Origin of the sequence: Longibacter sp. (assembly GCF_051155795.1) — a bacterium.
Taxonomy (GTDB): Bacteria; Bacteroidota; Rhodothermia; order Rhodothermales; family Salinibacteraceae; genus Longibacter.
Genome location: NZ_DAXETW010000006.1, coordinates 19,843 through 35,860 on the forward strand (window position 1 = coordinate 19,843; position 16,018 = coordinate 35,860).

General features: G+C 62.8%; 13 protein-coding genes. 10 read left to right on the forward strand and 3 right to left on the reverse strand.

Annotation, left to right across the window (positions count from 1 at the left end; genetic code table 11):
• Positions 1-49 precede the first annotated feature (49 nt).
• From serC to ACFCU0_RS01160, 4 genes are all read left to right on the forward strand, one after another.
• Positions 50-1,171, forward strand: a complete 1,122-nt coding sequence (serC, locus tag ACFCU0_RS01145; RefSeq protein ID WP_434971818.1) for a 3-phosphoserine/phosphohydroxythreonine transaminase — start codon at positions 50-52, stop codon at positions 1,169-1,171.
• 356 nt (positions 1,172-1,527) lie between these two features.
• Positions 1,528-2,673 carry a Re/Si-specific NAD(P)(+) transhydrogenase subunit alpha gene (locus ACFCU0_RS01150; RefSeq protein ID WP_434971819.1) on the forward strand — a complete coding sequence of 382 codons (1,146 nt, stop codon included), beginning with the start codon at positions 1,528-1,530 and terminating at the stop codon, positions 2,671-2,673.
• Positions 2,674-2,756: 83 nt separating this feature from the next.
• Positions 2,757-3,089 (forward strand): NAD(P) transhydrogenase subunit alpha, encoded by a 333-nt coding sequence (locus ACFCU0_RS01155; protein WP_434971820.1) that lies wholly within the window; start codon positions 2,757-2,759, stop codon positions 3,087-3,089.
• A gap of 65 nt (positions 3,090-3,154) precedes the next feature.
• The gene (locus tag ACFCU0_RS01160) at positions 3,155-4,591 is read left to right on the forward strand and encodes an NAD(P)(+) transhydrogenase (Re/Si-specific) subunit beta (RefSeq protein WP_434971821.1); all 1,437 of its coding nucleotides are present in this window, start codon (positions 3,155-3,157) and stop codon (positions 4,589-4,591) included.
• A gap of 96 nt (positions 4,592-4,687) precedes the next feature.
• On the opposite strand, the gene ACFCU0_RS01165 is transcribed toward ACFCU0_RS01160, so the two are convergent.
• Both ACFCU0_RS01165 and ACFCU0_RS01170 read right to left on the reverse strand, forming a co-directional pair.
• Positions 4,688-5,659 (reverse strand): hypothetical protein, encoded by a 972-nt coding sequence (locus ACFCU0_RS01165; protein WP_434971822.1) that lies wholly within the window; start codon positions 5,657-5,659, stop codon positions 4,688-4,690.
• 92 nt (positions 5,660-5,751) lie between these two features.
• Positions 5,752-6,507 (reverse strand): arylesterase, encoded by a 756-nt coding sequence (locus tag ACFCU0_RS01170; RefSeq protein ID WP_434971823.1) that lies wholly within the window; start codon positions 6,505-6,507, stop codon positions 5,752-5,754.
• A gap of 139 nt (positions 6,508-6,646) precedes the next feature.
• Here ACFCU0_RS01170 and ACFCU0_RS01175 point away from each other — a divergent pair, with 139 nt between their 5' ends.
• On the forward strand, positions 6,647-7,336 hold the full coding sequence (locus ACFCU0_RS01175) for an ABC transporter ATP-binding protein (protein ID WP_434971824.1): 690 nt from the start codon (positions 6,647-6,649) through the stop codon (positions 7,334-7,336).
• 125 nt (positions 7,337-7,461) lie between these two features.
• Positions 7,462-10,005, forward strand: coding sequence for an ABC transporter permease (locus ACFCU0_RS01180; RefSeq protein WP_434971825.1), 2,544 nt, complete (start codon positions 7,462-7,464; stop codon positions 10,003-10,005).
• 110 nt (positions 10,006-10,115) lie between these two features.
• Here ACFCU0_RS01180 and ACFCU0_RS01185 read toward each other — a convergent pair whose 3' ends face one another.
• Positions 10,116-11,222, reverse strand: a complete 1,107-nt coding sequence (locus tag ACFCU0_RS01185) for a DUF2279 domain-containing protein (RefSeq protein ID WP_434971826.1) — start codon at positions 11,220-11,222, stop codon at positions 10,116-10,118.
• A gap of 275 nt (positions 11,223-11,497) precedes the next feature.
• Between ACFCU0_RS01185 and ACFCU0_RS01190 the strand changes: the two genes are divergently transcribed.
• From ACFCU0_RS01190 to ACFCU0_RS01205, 4 genes are all read left to right on the forward strand, one after another.
• Complete coding sequence (locus ACFCU0_RS01190) at positions 11,498-11,692, forward strand: CPXCG motif-containing cysteine-rich protein (RefSeq protein WP_434971827.1); 195 nt, start codon at positions 11,498-11,500, stop codon at positions 11,690-11,692.
• Positions 11,693-11,758: 66 nt separating this feature from the next.
• Entirely contained in the window at positions 11,759-12,517 is a 759-nt protein-coding gene (locus ACFCU0_RS01195) for a YggS family pyridoxal phosphate-dependent enzyme (protein ID WP_434971828.1), read from the forward strand.
• Positions 12,518-12,921: 404 nt separating this feature from the next.
• Positions 12,922-14,841, forward strand: a complete 1,920-nt coding sequence (locus ACFCU0_RS01200; protein WP_434971829.1) for a DivIVA domain-containing protein — start codon at positions 12,922-12,924, stop codon at positions 14,839-14,841.
• A 344-nt stretch (positions 14,842-15,185) separates the two neighbouring features.
• On the forward strand, positions 15,186-16,018 hold an 833-nt coding region (locus tag ACFCU0_RS01205), incomplete at its 3' end, for a purine-nucleoside phosphorylase (RefSeq protein ID WP_434971830.1).

A 16,018-nucleotide genomic window follows, 5' to 3' on the forward strand; every position in this document is an offset into this window, starting at 1 on the left:
CGCGGTATGCATTTTCTATTTTCGCGACCTATCAACTTCGCACGTCGACATGCAAGTCACCGATCCCACGTCGAAGGCGTCCGCTCCGTCCGACGGCAGCGAGCGCCAGTACAACTTCTCCGCCGGTCCCGCCGTGCTTCCGGAAGCCGTGCTTCTGGAGGCGAAGGACGAGCTCCCTGTGTACGACCATGTGGGCGCGTCCGTGATGGAAATCAGTCACCGCTCTGCCGCATACGACAAGATTGAGGAGTCGGCGCGCGAGCACATGAAGAAGTTGCTGGGCCTGAGTGATGACTGGCACGTGCTCTTCCTTCAGGGTGGGGCGTCGATGCAGTTCTACCAGGTCCCGCTGAATTTCCTGCCCGAGGACGGGTCGGCCGATTACGTGATCACGGGACGGTGGGGAACGAAAGCGATCAAAGAAGCCCGCCGCGTCGGTGGAGCCCGCGTGGCAGCGTCCAGCGAGGATGACGACTTTAGCCACGTTCCTCCCGTAGACGAATGGGACCTGGATCCCGATGCCTCGTACGTCCACATCACGACGAACGAGACCGTCAACGGCAACCAGTTTCCGGAAGACCCGAACCTTGACGTGCCGGTCGTGACAGACGCGTCCAGTGAGCTATTGAGCCGGCCCATGGATCTCGACGGGTACGGCCTTATCTACGCCGGCGCACAGAAGAACATCGGTCCGGCCGGTGTTACGATCGTGCTCGTTCACGACGATTTCCTGCAGCAGCGGAAGCAGCCGCTTCCGACAATGCTCGACTACGGGACGCATGCGGCCAAGCGGTTCAATACGCCGCCCGTTTTTCCTATCTACATGGTCGAAAAGGTGCTGCGCTGGCTCGATGACCTCGGCGGCGTTGACGCCATGCACACCATCAATCAGCGGAAGTCGCAGAAGCTCTACAAGGCCATCGACGGCAGCGACTTCTTCCGCGGAACGGTGGACGAAGACTCCCGGTCGATGATGAACGTGACGTTCCGTCTCACGGACGAAGAGCTGGAACCCGTATTTATCAAGAAGGCCAAGGAAAACGGTCTCCTCAGCCTCGGTGGCCACCGGACCGTCGGTGGCATGCGCGCCTCCCTCTACAACGCGCTCCCCGAAGAGGCCGTCGACGCGCTCGTTGCCTTCATGAAGGAATTCGAGCGGACCCACGGGTAGATCGTCGACCGACGACCGGGTTGCGTTCGCACATGCTCCGGTCCACCCGCGCCCTATCGCCGGCATTGGTGGTAGGGCGTTTTTTTGGTATGTAGGTGTGTGAGTGTAACGGTGCTCAGGCGGCGATCGGTGCAACCAACAAGTCAGAACTCTGAACGCTGAACCTTGAACCATTCCAGCTCCTTGCTTGCGCACGATTGTTCGTCTTCCTTTCTTGATCGTCCGTTCACAGGTTGAGCGTGTTGCGGCAGTGTGGTGTGAATGCCGTAACGATGGGGTCAGGCGGCAAACGAGATGTCGCCTTGCCCGTCTACACCTTCTGTACTCATCACCCGATCCGAATTCCCACTCCGCCCATGGCTCTCACGATCGGCATTCCCTGCGAATCTGGTGCCGGGGAAACGCGCGTCGCTCTGATCCCCAGCATCGCAGAACGGATGCTCAAATCCGTCGACGGCATCAAGTTTCTCGTCGAGGCCGGCGCTGGAGACACGGCCTTCCACTCGGATGCGGACTTCGAAGATGCCGGCTGCCAGATCGCGGATCGCGAGGCGGTGTTCGGCGCAGATCTGGTTGCCAAAGTCGGTCCGCCGTCTGGGGAGGAGATCGCGATGATGCGCGAGGGGCAGGTGGTCGCCGGATTCTTACGTCCGCTGGACGAGCCCGGTCTTGCCCGTTCTCTGGCCGAAAAAGGCGTCACCTCGCTGGCGATGGAGCTGGTCCCACGCATCTCTCGCGCTCAGAAGATGGACGCGCTGTCGGCGATGAGTTCGCTGGGTGGCTACCGTGCGACCATCGTGGCGGCGGACCGTCTGCCAAAGTTCTTTCCGCTTCTGACCACGGCGGCGGGCACGATTCGTCCCGCCAACGTTCTCGTGCTGGGAGCGGGCGTGGCAGGCCTGCAGGCCATCGCGACGGCGAAGCGTCTCGGCGCCAAGGTCTTCGGCTACGATATCCGGGATGCGACGCGGGAAGAAATCGAAAGCCTCGGCGCCAAGTTCGTCGAGCTCGAGATCGACGTGGGCGACCAGGAGGACGAGGGCGGCTACGCTCGCGAGCTCGAACGTGAAAAGCAGGAACGTCAGCCCGAATTGCTCCAGCCGCACATCGCCGATGCGGACGTGGTGATTACCACAGCTCTCATTCCGGGTCGCCCCGCCCCGCTGCTGATCCGGGAAGAAGCCGTCGAGGCGATGGCCCCCGGCTCGGTCATCGTCGACCTTGCCGCGCCCAACGGGGGCAACTGCGCGTACACCCGGACCGGCGAGACGATCGTCGAACACGGGGTCACCATCCTCGGGCCGACGAATCTGCCCGCAGACATGCCGGTCCATGCGAGCCAGTTGTACGCCAAGACAATTACGTCCCTCATCGAAGCGTTCGTCGACGACGGGACCTTCACGCCCGACTTCGATGACGAAATCTTCGATGGCGCCTGCCTGACGCACGACGGAGCGGTCCACAATGAGCGCGTCCGCGATATGCTCTCTCAGGAGGCCTGACCGGCCGCGTGTCTCGTCGTCGGGTTCAGGCGAACCCCCATTGCACCCAACCGCTCGTCCACACGACTCTTCGTTGATTTGTTATGCTGAACAACGTCATCATTTTCGTGCTCTCGGCCTTCCTCGGGACCGAGGTGCTGAGCAAGGTCCCCCAGACGCTGCACACCCCGCTGATGTCCGGTGCGAACGCCATCAGCGGCATTACGCTGGTGGGGGCCGTGGTCGCGGCCGGGATGACCGGCAACGCGTGGGCTTCCTGGATCGGTTTCGGCGCGGTGGTGGTCGCGACGATTAACGTGGTCGGCGGCTTCATGGTGACCGACCGGATGCTTCAGATGTTTGCCCGTAAGAAGAACGGCACGCCGTCGGATGTGGATGCCGCGAATGCAACGACGCCCACCAACGGTACGGCGTAAGCGTCGGACGCCGCACCGATTGGTATCCCCCTCAGATTCGTCTCCTCTACGCGATCGCCCCTCCCATGAAAACCGCTATCATCGACCTCGCGTATCTGCTGTCCGCCGTGCTGTTCGTGTTCGGACTGAAGCGGATGCAGTCACCCGTCACCGCCCGGCGCGGCAACCAGCTGGCATCCGCCGGCATGCTGGTCGCCGTCGTGGCGACGCTGTTCCTGTATGAGGTGCTGTCCTGGCCGATGATCATCGCCGGGGTCGCCGTCGGGAGCATTATCGGGATGGTGCTTGCGCGGAAGGTCGAGATGACGGCCATGCCGGAGCTCGTCGCCATCTTCAACGGGTTCGGCGGCCTGGCATCGGCGCTGGTGGCAAGTGCGGAGATCGCGCAGTACACCGGAGGCTCCGCGATCGAGCTGTCGGTCTTCGACGCGGTATCGGCCATTACCATCGGTCTCTCGGTGCTGATCGGTACAGTCACCTTTTCCGGAAGCATCGTGGCCAACGGCAAGCTGTCGGGCTGGATTTCAGGCAACCCGCTGTCCTTTCCGGGCCTTCGGCCGTTGACGGCGCTCCTCGTCCTTGGCTCCTTCGGTGCGATCGTTTTTATGGCGCTGGAAGCCGGCGGTTTTCCCGCGGAGATTGAGCCGGTCCTCTACGCGGTTCTGGCGCTCGGCGCGGGTGCGCTCCTTCTCGGCGTTTTTCTCGTGATCCCGATTGGCGGGGCGGACATGCCGGTTGTGGTGGCCCTGCTGAACTCCTACTCCGGCCTTGCGGCGGCTGCGACCGGGTTCGTTCTCGACAACACGGCACTCATTGTGAGCGGCACGCTCGTCGGCGCGGCGGGTCTCATCCTGACCGTGATTATGTGCGACGCCATGAACCGCTCGCTGGCAAATGTGATGCTCGGCGGCTTTGGCGGCGATGACGGCGGCTCGTCCGGCGTGGACGTGCCGGAAGGCAAAACCGTGAATGAGACCTCCCCGGACGATACCGCCATTCTGATGAGCTACGCGGAGAAGGTGGTCATCGTCCCGGGGTACGGACTGGCCGTGGCCCAGGCGCAGCACGAGGTCCGGGAGATGGCGCAGCTTCTGGAGGAGCAGGGGATCGAGGTAAAGTACGCGATCCATCCGGTTGCCGGCCGAATGCCGGGGCACATGAATGTCCTCCTTGCCGAGGCCAACGTGCCGTACGAGCGGCTCTACGAGATGGATGACATCAACCCGGAGTTTTCGACGACGGACGTGGCGCTCGTGATCGGCGCGAACGACGTGGTCAATCCTGCTGCCCGTGATGACGAAGGTAGCTCGATCTACGGTATGCCGATCCTAAATGTGGACGAGGCCGAGACGGTCGTGGTTATCAAACGGAGCCTCAGCCCCGGCTACTCCGGCGTACCGAACAACCTGTTTTACAACGATAACACCAAGATGCTCTTCTCAGATGCTAAAGAGGCCGTCGCCGGCATCGTGGACGAAGTGAAAGCGCTGAAAGAAGCGTAGCGCGATCGGTCCGGGGGCAGGGTTCCGAGTTCTGAGTTCCGAGTGCTTGCTTGCATCTATCCCTCTGAGCACCTTCAAACCTTCCCACGTACGCACCTACACGGCCTCAGCCGGAGCATGCGTTTGCACGGGAGGAACGTGCAGCCGGACGCACGTGCTGTTCTCATGCGGTACCGTTTCGGCTCGTACGTCGCATCGCGTCGCGTCGAACATCAAGGCGTCTACGGCGTCGCGCGCAATCGTAGCCGTGGGGAGCAGGCCGTGTGCGACGAGTGTGATGATCGGCTGACCGCCGGCATCTTCGACCGCCCGAATGTCGATGCGGTTGCCGGATTCGGCATGGGGCAGGAGGCGCGCGAGAAAACCTACCAGCATTCGGCGGAGCGGAACGAGCGGAGCCTGAGTATGGAGGTCGGTCGTACCGGTGCGAGCCTCAACGGTAGCACTTCGTTTCCGGGCATACGGTAGCGTCAGCCGTCGAACGTAGTCGATCACGCTCAGGACGTCCGTAGGGGGATCGTCAGGGTCCGGCGCGAGCTCGTCGGCGAGCATCGCGATGCCGTCGCTCGCGGTCGAGAGATGCCGGTCGAGTGTTTGCGCGATCGCAGGAGCCCGCTCCGCAAGGTCCTCGGCCTCAACTTCTCCGAGGATGCCCGTCTGAAGCTGTCCGGCAATGACAGGGTTGCGAGCGTCGTGTGCGAAGGCCCGCCGGATGGGATGCGCGGCGCGGGCATGATCGGCTGCAGCGCGCCGTTCCCTGGCCTCGTTGACGCTGGATACAGTCCGAACCTGGAGGATCCGAACATCGCCCGAGGCGGGTTCGGCCGTGACATGGAGACGTCGGGCCGAAATTGTCGGATCCTCGGCATGCGATATGTCAGCGATCCAGGTCGATCGCGGGATGTTGGTGTCGTCGTTTTCCAGAACAAGCCGCGTCGCCGTGCGACAGACGCCAAAATCGGCGTCGGGGGCGTCCGCGAGAAGGGCGCGGGCACGGGCGTTGAGTGAGTGGAGCGTGCCGCCTGAGACGACGATGACGCCTACGGAGTCGGGAACGGAGGGTCCCATCGATCGGATGGCTTCGGAAGTAAGATGCGTTGCGGCTGATCGTTGCGTCCACGCCGGGTCGGAACGGGGAGATTCAGGACGAGCCGGGTACGTTACGAAGCCGGCTGCACGTCCTCCGGTTGGGCCAGGCGGTTTTCGAGAACCGGGCGAAGGACGGCCCATACGTTGGCGGCGACGTAGCGCTGTCCCTCCATTGTGGGGTGGATGCCATCGTCCTGCATGAGCGAGTCGACGCCGCCGACGCCCTCAAGGACGAACGGAACGAGGGAGACGCGGTCGTACTGAGACGCGACGGAGGGGTAGATCTCGCGAAACTGCCGGGTATATTGTGGACCGAGATTCGGGGGGATCTGCATGCCGGCCAACACAACGCTCGCCTCCGGGTAGCGGCGTAGGGTCGTGTCGATGATCGCCGTCAGGTTCCTCTTCGTGGCTTCCGGGTCGACGCCGCGCAGCCCGTCGTTTCCGCCCAGCTCCAGGACGAGCACATCTACGGGCTGCTGCAACAGCCAGTCGATCCGCTGCAATCCGCCGGCGGACGTCATGCCGCTCTCGCCGGCGTTTCGTACTTGCACATCCCATCCGAGCGAGTCAACTTTTTGCTGCAGGCGTGCAGGGAACGACTGCCGGCCCGGATCGGGGAGCCCGAGACCGGCGGCGATGCTGTTGCCGAGGATCAGCACCTGCGTGGTGCCGGATGACGGGGCCGCGGGGGCCTCCGATGCGTGCTGGCTTGCGGTGTCCGAGGCGGACGGCTCCGCCGGAGACGGATTGGAACGATCCTGACCACACCCGGCGATGACAAGAACAGCAAGGATGAGGAGCGGGTATAGGCGGCTCGCACGCATTGCGACACGGCGTTGTAACGGGATTCGGGCGACAGGCGTACACTGAACCCCGGCTACAGGCGCGGGTTTCGCGGCTGTACGATGCCTTTTCCGCCACCCGTGTGTGCCGCATCCTTTCTCTCTTTCCGCGTTCTAGCGTATGAGTACCGTACTTCGCGTTTCGAATCTGACCAAAACGTTTCGCAGTGGATCACGCGAATTGACTGTCCTCGACGACGTCACCTTCGACGTACCCGATGGCAGCACGTGCGCAATCGTAGGCCCATCCGGAAGCGGGAAAACGACGCTCTTGGGCCTCTGCGCGGGGCTGGATGCGCCCACATCGGGAACCGTCGAGCTCTGCGGGACCGACCTCGCGCCACTGGATGAGGACGAGCGAGCGGCGGTTCGCAATCAGTACGTCGGATTCGTTTTCCAGACGTTTCGTCTTCTTCCGACGCTCACAGCGGTGGAGAACGTGATGGTCCCTGCCGAGCTACAGGGACGGCGAGGGGCCAGGGAGCGGGCGGCAGCCCTTCTCGATCGCGTCGGTCTCGGGGAACGCCTCGATCACTACCCCGCCCAACTCTCGGGCGGAGAACGCCAGCGCGTCGCGATGGCCCGGGCGTTCATTAACGAGCCACGTATCCTTTTCGCGGACGAGCCGACCGGTAATCTCGACGTCGAAACGGCGGAAACGATTGAAGACCTCCTCTTCAGCCTGAATGCCAACGCCGGCACGACCCTCGTGCTTGTATCCCACAACCTGGAGTTGGCGGAGCGCACCGGACGGGTGCTTCGCCTGCGCCAGGGCCGCGTCGAACTTGATGAAATGCGGACGGCAGCGTGAACTGCGGTGTGAAGGTGGGAAGGTCGTAAGATGGGAAGGCGTTAAGGTGGGAAAGTGTCGGGGTTGCGGGCAGGTTCGGAGCCTTGAACCCTGAACGTTGAACTAGTCATCATTACGTCTGCTGCATGAGTCCTTTTGTTCTGAAGATGGCGTGGCGCGACAGTCGTGGCAGCCGCCAGCGCCTCGTGCTGTACCTTTCCGCGATGGTCCTCGGCGTGGCGGCGCTTGTTGCGATTCAGGGGTTCGGCGAAAATCTGGAAACGACCGTCGATGCAGAGGCGAAAACCCTGCTGGGCGCAGATCTGAGTCTGGAGAGTGATCGCCCCTTCCCGGATACGATCGAAACGGTGATCGACTCGATCGGAGGGACGACCTCCCGCCGCATCTCGTTCGCATCGATGGCGCTGTTTCCCAAAAACGATCGGACGCGCCTCGCGACGGTTCGCGCGACGGAAGGGGATTACCCGTTTTACGGTGAGGTCGTCACGCGACCGCGAGAGGCCGTCAATACGTACCGGGACGAGGGTGCTGCACTCGTGGATGGAACGCTGCTCAAGCAGTTCGACGCCGAGGTCGGCGACTCCATTCAGATTGGCCGGCGAACGTACGCGATCGCCGGAGAACTGATTAAGATGCCGCGGGAATCGTCCATTGTGTCGTCTATCAGTCCGCGCGTGTACATTCCGCAGACGGCGCTCGACTCGACGCTGCTGGGTCGGGGTAGCCGGGCCGAATACGAGGTCTACTTTAAGTTCGACGACGGGCGGGACGTGGAAGCACTGGTGGCATCACTGGAGCCGACACTGGACGCCTACGACGTCGGTTCAGATACGGTCGACGAGGCGGCGGGGAACTGGCGAGAAGGGCTTGGCAATCTGTACCGGTTCCTGAGTCTGGTCGGGTTTGTCGCGCTTCTCCTCGGAAGCCTCGGCGTGGCCAGCGCCGTGAATGTATACGTCCGTCGCCGGATCGAGTCGATCGCGGTTCTCCGGTGTCTGGGAGCGTCGGGGCAGCAGACCTTCCAGGTCTACCTGGTGCAGGCCGCCGCGCTGGGGTTGATGGGATCGCTCATCGGTGCGGCGATCGGGGTCGGGATTCAGATGCTGGTCCCGACGCTTCTGGCGGACTTTCTGCCGGTACCGGTCGAGTTCTACGTGTCCTGGCGGGCCATTCTGCTCGGGCTCGGCATCGGGATGGGCGTGACGCTGCTTTTTGCTCTCTGGCCCCTTTTGGAGGTGCGAGGCGTATCGCCGATGCGGGCGTTGCGGTCGAGCGTCGAGCCCACGACGGGAGGGTGGACAGACCCGCTCCGCTGGGCTGTTGCGGGTGCCATTGGTGCAGGCGTTCTGGGCTTTGCAATGGTTCAAGCCCCCACGTGGCAGGTCGGCCTCGGGTATGCGGGGAGCCTGCTTGTCGTATTTGGATTGCTTGCCGCCGTCGCCTGGGCCATCATCCGCGGTGTCCAGCGCTTTTTCCCCTCCGGCTGGGCCTATCCCTGGCGACAGGGGCTGGCGAACCTGTACCGCCCGCAGAACCAGACGATGGTCCTGATGCTGTCGCTGGGCCTGGGCACGTTCCTCATCACGACGCTCTTCCTCGTTCAGCAGTCCCTGATCGAGCAAATTCGTGTCACCGGCGGGGAGGAGGGACGCCCCAACCTCGTGCTCTGGGACGTGCAGCCCGACCAGCTTGCGGGCGTCGACAGTCTCTTGCGCTCGAACGACCTCCCGGTCATGGAGCAAACGCCCATCGTCACCATGGGGCTGGAGAGCGTGAAGGGACGGACGATCGACGACCTGCGGGCCGACTCGACGTTCGACCTGACGTTTGCCCACACGCGGGAGTACCGCGTCACCTACCGAAGTGAGACGACCCCGAGCGAGACGCTTGTCGAAGGCACGCTTGCGGATTCGATGCGCGGCAATCCGTTGCAGTCGGGTGCCCCGGTCCCGGTCTCGATCGAGGCGGACATCGCGAATGAAGACCTGAACGTAGGGATTGGCGACACGCTCACGTTCGACGTCCAGGGCGTACCGGTGACGGCGGTTATCGCCAGTGTCCGGGAGGTCGACTGGCAGCGGATCGGAACGAACTTCTTCGTCGTGTTTCCGCCGGGCGTGCTCGAGAAGGCCCCGCAGATCTATGCCGTGCTGAGTCGCGCACCGAACGACGATGTGTCTGCCTCCGTCCAGAGCGACCTCGTTCAGACCTACCCGAACGTATCGGCGATCGACCTATCGCTCGTGCTCAGCACGTTCGACCAGCTCTTTCAGCGGCTGTCGTTTGTGATCCGGTTCATGGCTTTGTTCAGCATCGCGACCGGCCTGATTGTCCTCGTGAGCGCCGTCGTGGTGAGTCGGTCACAACGGGCGCAGGAGAGTGTGTTGTTGAAAACGCTCGGGGCGTCCCGGTCCACCGTTTTCCGAATCACCGCAATTGAATACCTGTTCCTGGGGGCGTTCGCCGCGCTGACGGGGCTGGTGCTCTCCCTCGGGGCCACCTGGGCGCTCTCGACGTTCGTGTTCGAGGGCCCCTTCGTGCCCGACCTGCTTGCCGTGGGCGGCGCGTTCCTGATCGTAACTGCGCTCACCGTCGGGATCGGTCTGCTGAACAGTCGCGGCGTCTACGACCGCCCACCCCTGGACGTCCTCCGCACCGCCGAGGTGTAGGGGTGTAGAGGTTCAGCGTTCAAGGTGCAGCGTTCTGCATCCGCCGCCCTGTTAGCCCCGCAGTCCAAGAGACAGACGCACGTACAGACGTACACACGTACAGACCGCTCCTATTTCTGCCCGACGAAAACGAGGTGCAGACCGGGGTTTGGATAGACGCGGATGGCAGGGAAGGGGAGGTGGAACCGGTTTAGCAAATCACCGGTGCTTCGGCCCAGCCAGGTGTTGCGCGGAATGATTTTTCGCCAGTCGAGGTCGAGGCTGACGTAGTAGGCGACGTAGGCGTCGGGGTCGGGTCCACGGTCGGGACCTTTCCGGGACCAGGTGTCGTCGGTCCAGTCATGGAGCGAGGCGCCAACGGAGACCTGCAGGAAGTCCGGCCAGATTTGGCCTGCGGCGCCTGGAAGCAGGTCGTACACCTGCATGCTGACCCAGTAGGAGTGTCCGCTGTAGTCGTCGGCGAACATGGTGCCTTCCTGTTGCCGATCGTCGAGGTTGTCCAGCCATGCATTCGATGGGTAGTACGACCAGCGCAGGTCGAACCGTCGCATTGCCGGGATACGGTCGTGAAGGTAAAACCAGGTCGCGCCGACCGTATTGGCGGCCTGGTCGTACCAGTCAAATCCCCACCGTGCGCTGTAGCCGTCGTGGATCTCAACGTGGGTCTGGGCGGCGAGACTCGTCACCGCGCCCCAGAGCGCCGCCCGGGGCTGGGGGACGCCGGACCACTCGAGGAGGCGCGCGTTGATGAGCGCCTGTACCTCTCCGGCGTACAGGTGCGAGATCTTGTCGAAATTGCGGGCGTAGTTGAGGTGACTGTCGAACGTGAAGCCTGCGCCGGGGCCGTCCCACCACTGGCTTTTTTCAAAGAGATAAATACCCGTATACCCGGCAGCAAGGGTCGTCGTGACGCCGGCGAATCGGCCCCAGTGAATGCCGTCGTTTCGGGCCGGTGCTGTGGCGAACGGCAACGGGCGAACCGTGCGCGGAAGGCGCACCGGGGTAATCATCGGCGTGGCAGGAGGCGGTGCCCACGCAGCCACCGATCCCGTACGGGAGGCCGCCTTCGACGATGGAACGGAAAGGTCCGGAGAGGGCGGTGAGACGGTATCCCGGCTTACGATCGGTCCGGTCTGGGCTGAAGCGTCTACCGGCCATAGGAGGAAGGGCAGCAGCAAGGCAGGCAGCGTGAGACCGGCGAGAAGACGATGAACCATCGGCGAGACAAGAGTTAGGGCAAGACCGGTACCGCCGTTAACGTGCGACGAAGAGGGTCCGAGTCGATTTGTGTATTAGAAAGTGTACGAACGTCGACGCTGATATTCACATGAGCTGGTAGCAGGGGGTACCGAAGACCGGGTGCGACGAACATGTAAACGGAAGGCCAATGGCGTACGGCGGTCCATTCTGGGCAAACGATTCCTCGCTCAGACAGTTATATGGTGAGACGGAGGATCATCATCGCCATCACGGCCACAGGATTCGATTGCGCGTGAATCTACAGGAGCGCACGTTCTCGTGTCCATATTGCTGGGAACCCATTTCTGTCTTCCTGGACCCTTCCGTTCGTGAGCAGACGTACGTGGAAGATTGCGAGGTATGCTGTCGGCCGATGAACATCCATTATCGCATGCAGAACGGTACTGTCGTCTCGTTCGACGTGCAGCGCGCCAACGGCCAGGCCTGATCCGCGCCGGCCCCGGGACCGTTTGCCTCCTCAGACCGACCGAGTCACGAATTTGATCGTACACGCATGAGTCAGATACCAGAGGCCACTGCCGAGATTCAAGAGCAGATCGAGCCGGAGGCCGTTCGCGAACGGGTCGCCACGGTGCGCCATCGCATCGAAGACGCTTGTCGGACTGCGAACCGCGATCCATCTGAGATCACGATCGTCGCGGTGTCGAAGACGTTTCCGATGCAGTCGATTGCCGCCGGCGTAGCGAGCGGGCTCCTTCATTTCGGGGAAAACCGGGCGCGAGAGCTGCGCGACAAGGAAAAGGCGCGTCCCGGTCAGATGCACGGTGGGGACGTGATCTGGCGCTTCATCGGTCACCTGCAGACCAACAAGGCGAAATACATCGCCCGCCATGCCGACTGGTTCGATGCGCTTGACAGCCCGCGCGTTGCCGAAGCCCTCGACGAGCGAGCTGCCAAAAACGACCGGGTGCTGCCCTGCCTCGTGCAGGTCAACATCAGCGGTTCCGACCAGAAATACGGCCTCCCACCGGAGGACCTCCACGCATTTCTCGACACGTGCGCGGACTACCCGCATCTGCATGTCCGTGGCCTGATGGCGATGGCGTCGTTTACGGAAAATCCGGAGGACGTTCGACCGCAGTTTCGTCGGATGAAGGAGCTTTTCGATGGCTACGACGCGAACAAGAATCCGTGCGTCGACATGGAGGAGCTCTCCCTCGGTATGAGCAACGATTTCGAGGTTGCGATTGAAGAGGGAAGCACCATGATCCGTCTCGGAAGCTCCATTTTCGGCCCGCGCCAGTACGATTAGAGCGATCATTGAAGCGGTCGTACTTTTCCGTATATTGGGGAGCGGGAAAGACCCGTTGCTGTACTCATATCAAGCGATGCCGGGATGGAAGTGAGACGCGGTATGACAGGTGGGAAACCTCTCTGTCACATTCTGGTGAAAAAGCCCCGACGTGTTCGGATTGCAGGAAGCTTTGTTGCCCCTGACCCCGGCAATGCATAGCGTGACGGATCAATCCGGCGTCATCTTTGCCCATTAGAACAGCTCAGGTTGCCGGGGTCAGCGCCTCTGCGGCCTGCCGCCCCGTCTCGCCCCGGTCCCCTCGGCGGTGAGCCCCTCTCACGGCCCGTCGTGTCGCAGGCGCCGCTCCGCCGGCCCCGTACGACCAGGAACTGTCGCCTTCAGCCCAACGCCCGACGAAGGACATGAAACTTACTCCTCTCGACATCCGGAAGCATGAGTTCGACCGTAGCCTGCGCGGCTACAGCACCGAAGAGGTGGAGTCGTTCCTCGAACTGGTCGCGAATCAGTGGGAAGAGATGGCTGAAGACCGCCGGCGCCTGGAAAACAAGGTGCAGGATCTGGAAAGCCAGATGAAGCACTACCAGAAGGTCGAGGAGGCGCTTCAGGAGGCGTTGGAGCAAACGAAGCGCAATGCCGAGCAGCAGCTGAAGAACGCCAAGGATGAAGCGCGAAATATCGTTGAGTCCGCCCGCGCCGAGGCCCGGGAGATCCGCCGCGACGCGGAAGACGAGCGGGCACGGATGCGCACCGAAACGGAGGAGCTTCGTAACCGGCGACAGGAAATTGCCGCCCGTCTAAAGGCATTCTTGTCGTCGGAGATGGAGATTCTCAACCAGTACGTCGACGGCGATGCGATGGTAGGGTCCCGCGGGGATGCCCGGTCGATGCCGGACGTGAAAGAGCCGTCCGACTTGCAGGCACCGCCCCCGCCGGAGACCTCCCGAGCGACGTCAGAGCCGGCTGCGTCGTCCAATCCGGCCCCCGCTCAGGAAGCGGACCCGGCACCCACGACGGAATCTGCGTCCAGGACGGACTCCGGGTCCGCCACGCAACCCGAAGAGCCGCCGTCGACCGTATCTGATGAACCCGATTTTTCGGACTTCGACTTCGATTTCGGTGATGACGATGAGGACGACGGGAGTGCAGCGGACGAATCCGCAACTGCCCGTTCGGAGGCAGCCTCTCCGGATACCGGAACCGCATCGGAGCCCGTAACGACCGAGCCGGAGCCCCAGATGGAGCCCGGGTCCATGGCCGAGGACACCGGATTCGAGGAATCATTTTCTGACGTTCTGGAGGACGACGACGTCTCCGATGCAAGCCGCGACGAGGACTTGGGTACGGCTGCCAGGGCAAAGGCCGAAGCGGAGGACGAGGAAGCGATGGATGATCTCGCCGACTTCTTTTCGGCCGACACCCTCTCGGAAGCCGATCAGGTCGATGCAGAGGCATCCGACCCTGAACCGCCGACGGCTTCGTCGAACGATCCGGAACGGCGGAGCGCCGAAACCGATGCGTCTGAGCCGGAATCGGTCAGCGCGGCGTCCATTTTCGGATCCGCCGCCGAAGCGAGCGAGGACGTAAAACAGGAACCGGACGAACCGGTCGCTTCCGACGAACCGGCGTCCGAGGCCGATGAGGTATCGGCTGAAAGCGAGTTTGCCGCCGTTTTCTCCAATCTGGAGGCCGATGCGGACGACGAGCCGTCCCGTCCGCCGGAACCGTCCGCCGAAACGGCATCTGTAGATACAGAGGAGCCATCGGATGAGGTGTCGGACGACATCGACTTTGCCTCTGCTTTCGGCAGCGATGATGAAGAAGAGGACGAGGACGACATGTTCGGCGCCGCGTTCGACGCAGCCGAGACGTCTGGCAGCGAAGGTGCCGCAACCGCCGAAGCGGAGCCACCGGGCGGGGAGGCGTCCATTGACGAATCCTCGATCGAGGACGTCGCATCATCCACCGACGAGGACGACGACGATCTCGAACGGGCGATGCGGTCCCTCTTCCCTGTGCTGGAGCAGGGCGAGGGCGATGCCGCCGAGGCAGACGCCGGGAAGCGCGGCACCCCGGATCGGGCAGAGGCGGATTCGCCGGAGACGAGCGAGGCAACCTCGCCACCGGCATCGGAAAGCGGCACCCAGTTCGACGCGATCAAACAGGACGTCCAGAGTCAGGCGCAGGCGCAGACGAGCGAGTCGGCCCCGGCGTCGGAAAAGGAGGAGGCGGAATCGTCAGACAAAAATAAGAAGAAACGAGACGACGAGGCTTCCACGGAAGAGATCGAGAAGATCTGGAGCATCCTTGAGGACATGGACTGAGGCGTCGCCGATCGTCAGTTGGAGCCGGTCTACACTCCCGCCTGCAGCGGGGCTTGATCCGCGCTCATCGATGTCGCATGTCGCCCTCGTTGCCCGGTTCGTTGACGCGCCGGATGCAGCGAGGGCGTTTTCATCGGTGAGAGGTTGATCGGTGAGTGGTTCATCCATGAAAGGTCCGTTAACGGTGGACACCGTACTGTGGGTCGTCGGCGTGATCGACCGCCCGTTCGCGCGTCGTAGGTCCCAATCCTGTCCGTCGTGGCGGTCTCGGCGGCCGAATCATCGGCGCCGTGTCCGTGTACCGTACGTGTTCTTGCCCTCCTCAACGATTTTTTCTGACGTATATGGCTCAGGACGACACCGCCCCGACTCCGGCAGTGACCGACATCGAGACGTACAGGCAGCAGGTGGATGAAGCGGCGTCCTACCTGCGTGACGTCGCGCCTCATGAGACGAGCGTCGCCGTCGTTTTGGGCACTGGACTCGGCGGACTGGTCGACGAAATCGAGATCGACGCAACGGTCCCGTTCGAAGACCTTCCGCACATGCCGTCGACGACGGTGGAGTCCCACGAGGGCCGGCTCATCTTTGGTCGCATGGACGGTGTGCCGGTTCTGGCCATGCAGGGACGTCTTCACCTGTACGAGGGCTACACGGCCCGCGAGGCGACCTTTCCGATCCGCGTGCTCGGCGTGTTTGGCATCGAGACGCTCCTGATCTCCAACGCCGCGGGTGGCATGAACCCGCATTTCGACCGGGGTGACATCATGCTTACGACGGACCATATCAATTTCCAGGGAGCCAATCCGCTGGTCGGTCCGAACGTCGAGGAATGGGGACCGCGCTTTCCCGACATGAGCGAGCCGTACAACGTCGCCCTCCGGGAGCAAGCCGAGCAGATCGCCCTGGACAACGGCATTCAGCTCCATCAGGGCGTGTACGTATCGGTCCTCGGTCCCAATCTCGAAACCCCGGCGGAATACCGGTTCCTCCGTCACATGGGCGCGGACGTCGTCGGGATGAGCACCGTACCGGAAGTGATTGTGGCGCGTCACATGGACATTCGCGTGATGGCCATTTCCGTCATCACCGACGAGTGTTTTCCGGACGCACTGGAGCCGGTCAAGATTGAAGAGGTACTTGCTGCCGCGGATGCCGCCGCCCCGCACCTCAAGAC

Coding starts and splice junctions, on each gene's coding strand:
- serC (WP_434971818.1), top strand. CDS start 50: ATGCAAGTCACCGATCCCACGTCGAAGGCGTCCGCTCCGTCCGACGGC.
- ACFCU0_RS01150 (WP_434971819.1), top strand. CDS start 1,528: ATGGCTCTCACGATCGGCATTCCCTGCGAATCTGGTGCCGGGGAAACG.
- ACFCU0_RS01155 (WP_434971820.1), top strand. CDS start 2,757: ATGCTGAACAACGTCATCATTTTCGTGCTCTCGGCCTTCCTCGGGACC.
- ACFCU0_RS01160 (WP_434971821.1), top strand. CDS start 3,155: ATGAAAACCGCTATCATCGACCTCGCGTATCTGCTGTCCGCCGTGCTG.
- ACFCU0_RS01165 (WP_434971822.1), bottom strand. CDS start 5,659: ATGGGACCCTCCGTTCCCGACTCCGTAGGCGTCATCGTCGTCTCAGGC.
- ACFCU0_RS01170 (WP_434971823.1), bottom strand. CDS start 6,507: ATGCGTGCGAGCCGCCTATACCCGCTCCTCATCCTTGCTGTTCTTGTC.
- ACFCU0_RS01175 (WP_434971824.1), top strand. CDS start 6,647: ATGAGTACCGTACTTCGCGTTTCGAATCTGACCAAAACGTTTCGCAGT.
- ACFCU0_RS01180 (WP_434971825.1), top strand. CDS start 7,462: ATGAGTCCTTTTGTTCTGAAGATGGCGTGGCGCGACAGTCGTGGCAGC.
- ACFCU0_RS01185 (WP_434971826.1), bottom strand. CDS start 11,222: ATGGTTCATCGTCTTCTCGCCGGTCTCACGCTGCCTGCCTTGCTGCTG.
- ACFCU0_RS01195 (WP_434971828.1), top strand. CDS start 11,759: ATGAGTCAGATACCAGAGGCCACTGCCGAGATTCAAGAGCAGATCGAG.
- ACFCU0_RS01200 (WP_434971829.1), top strand. CDS start 12,922: ATGAAACTTACTCCTCTCGACATCCGGAAGCATGAGTTCGACCGTAGC.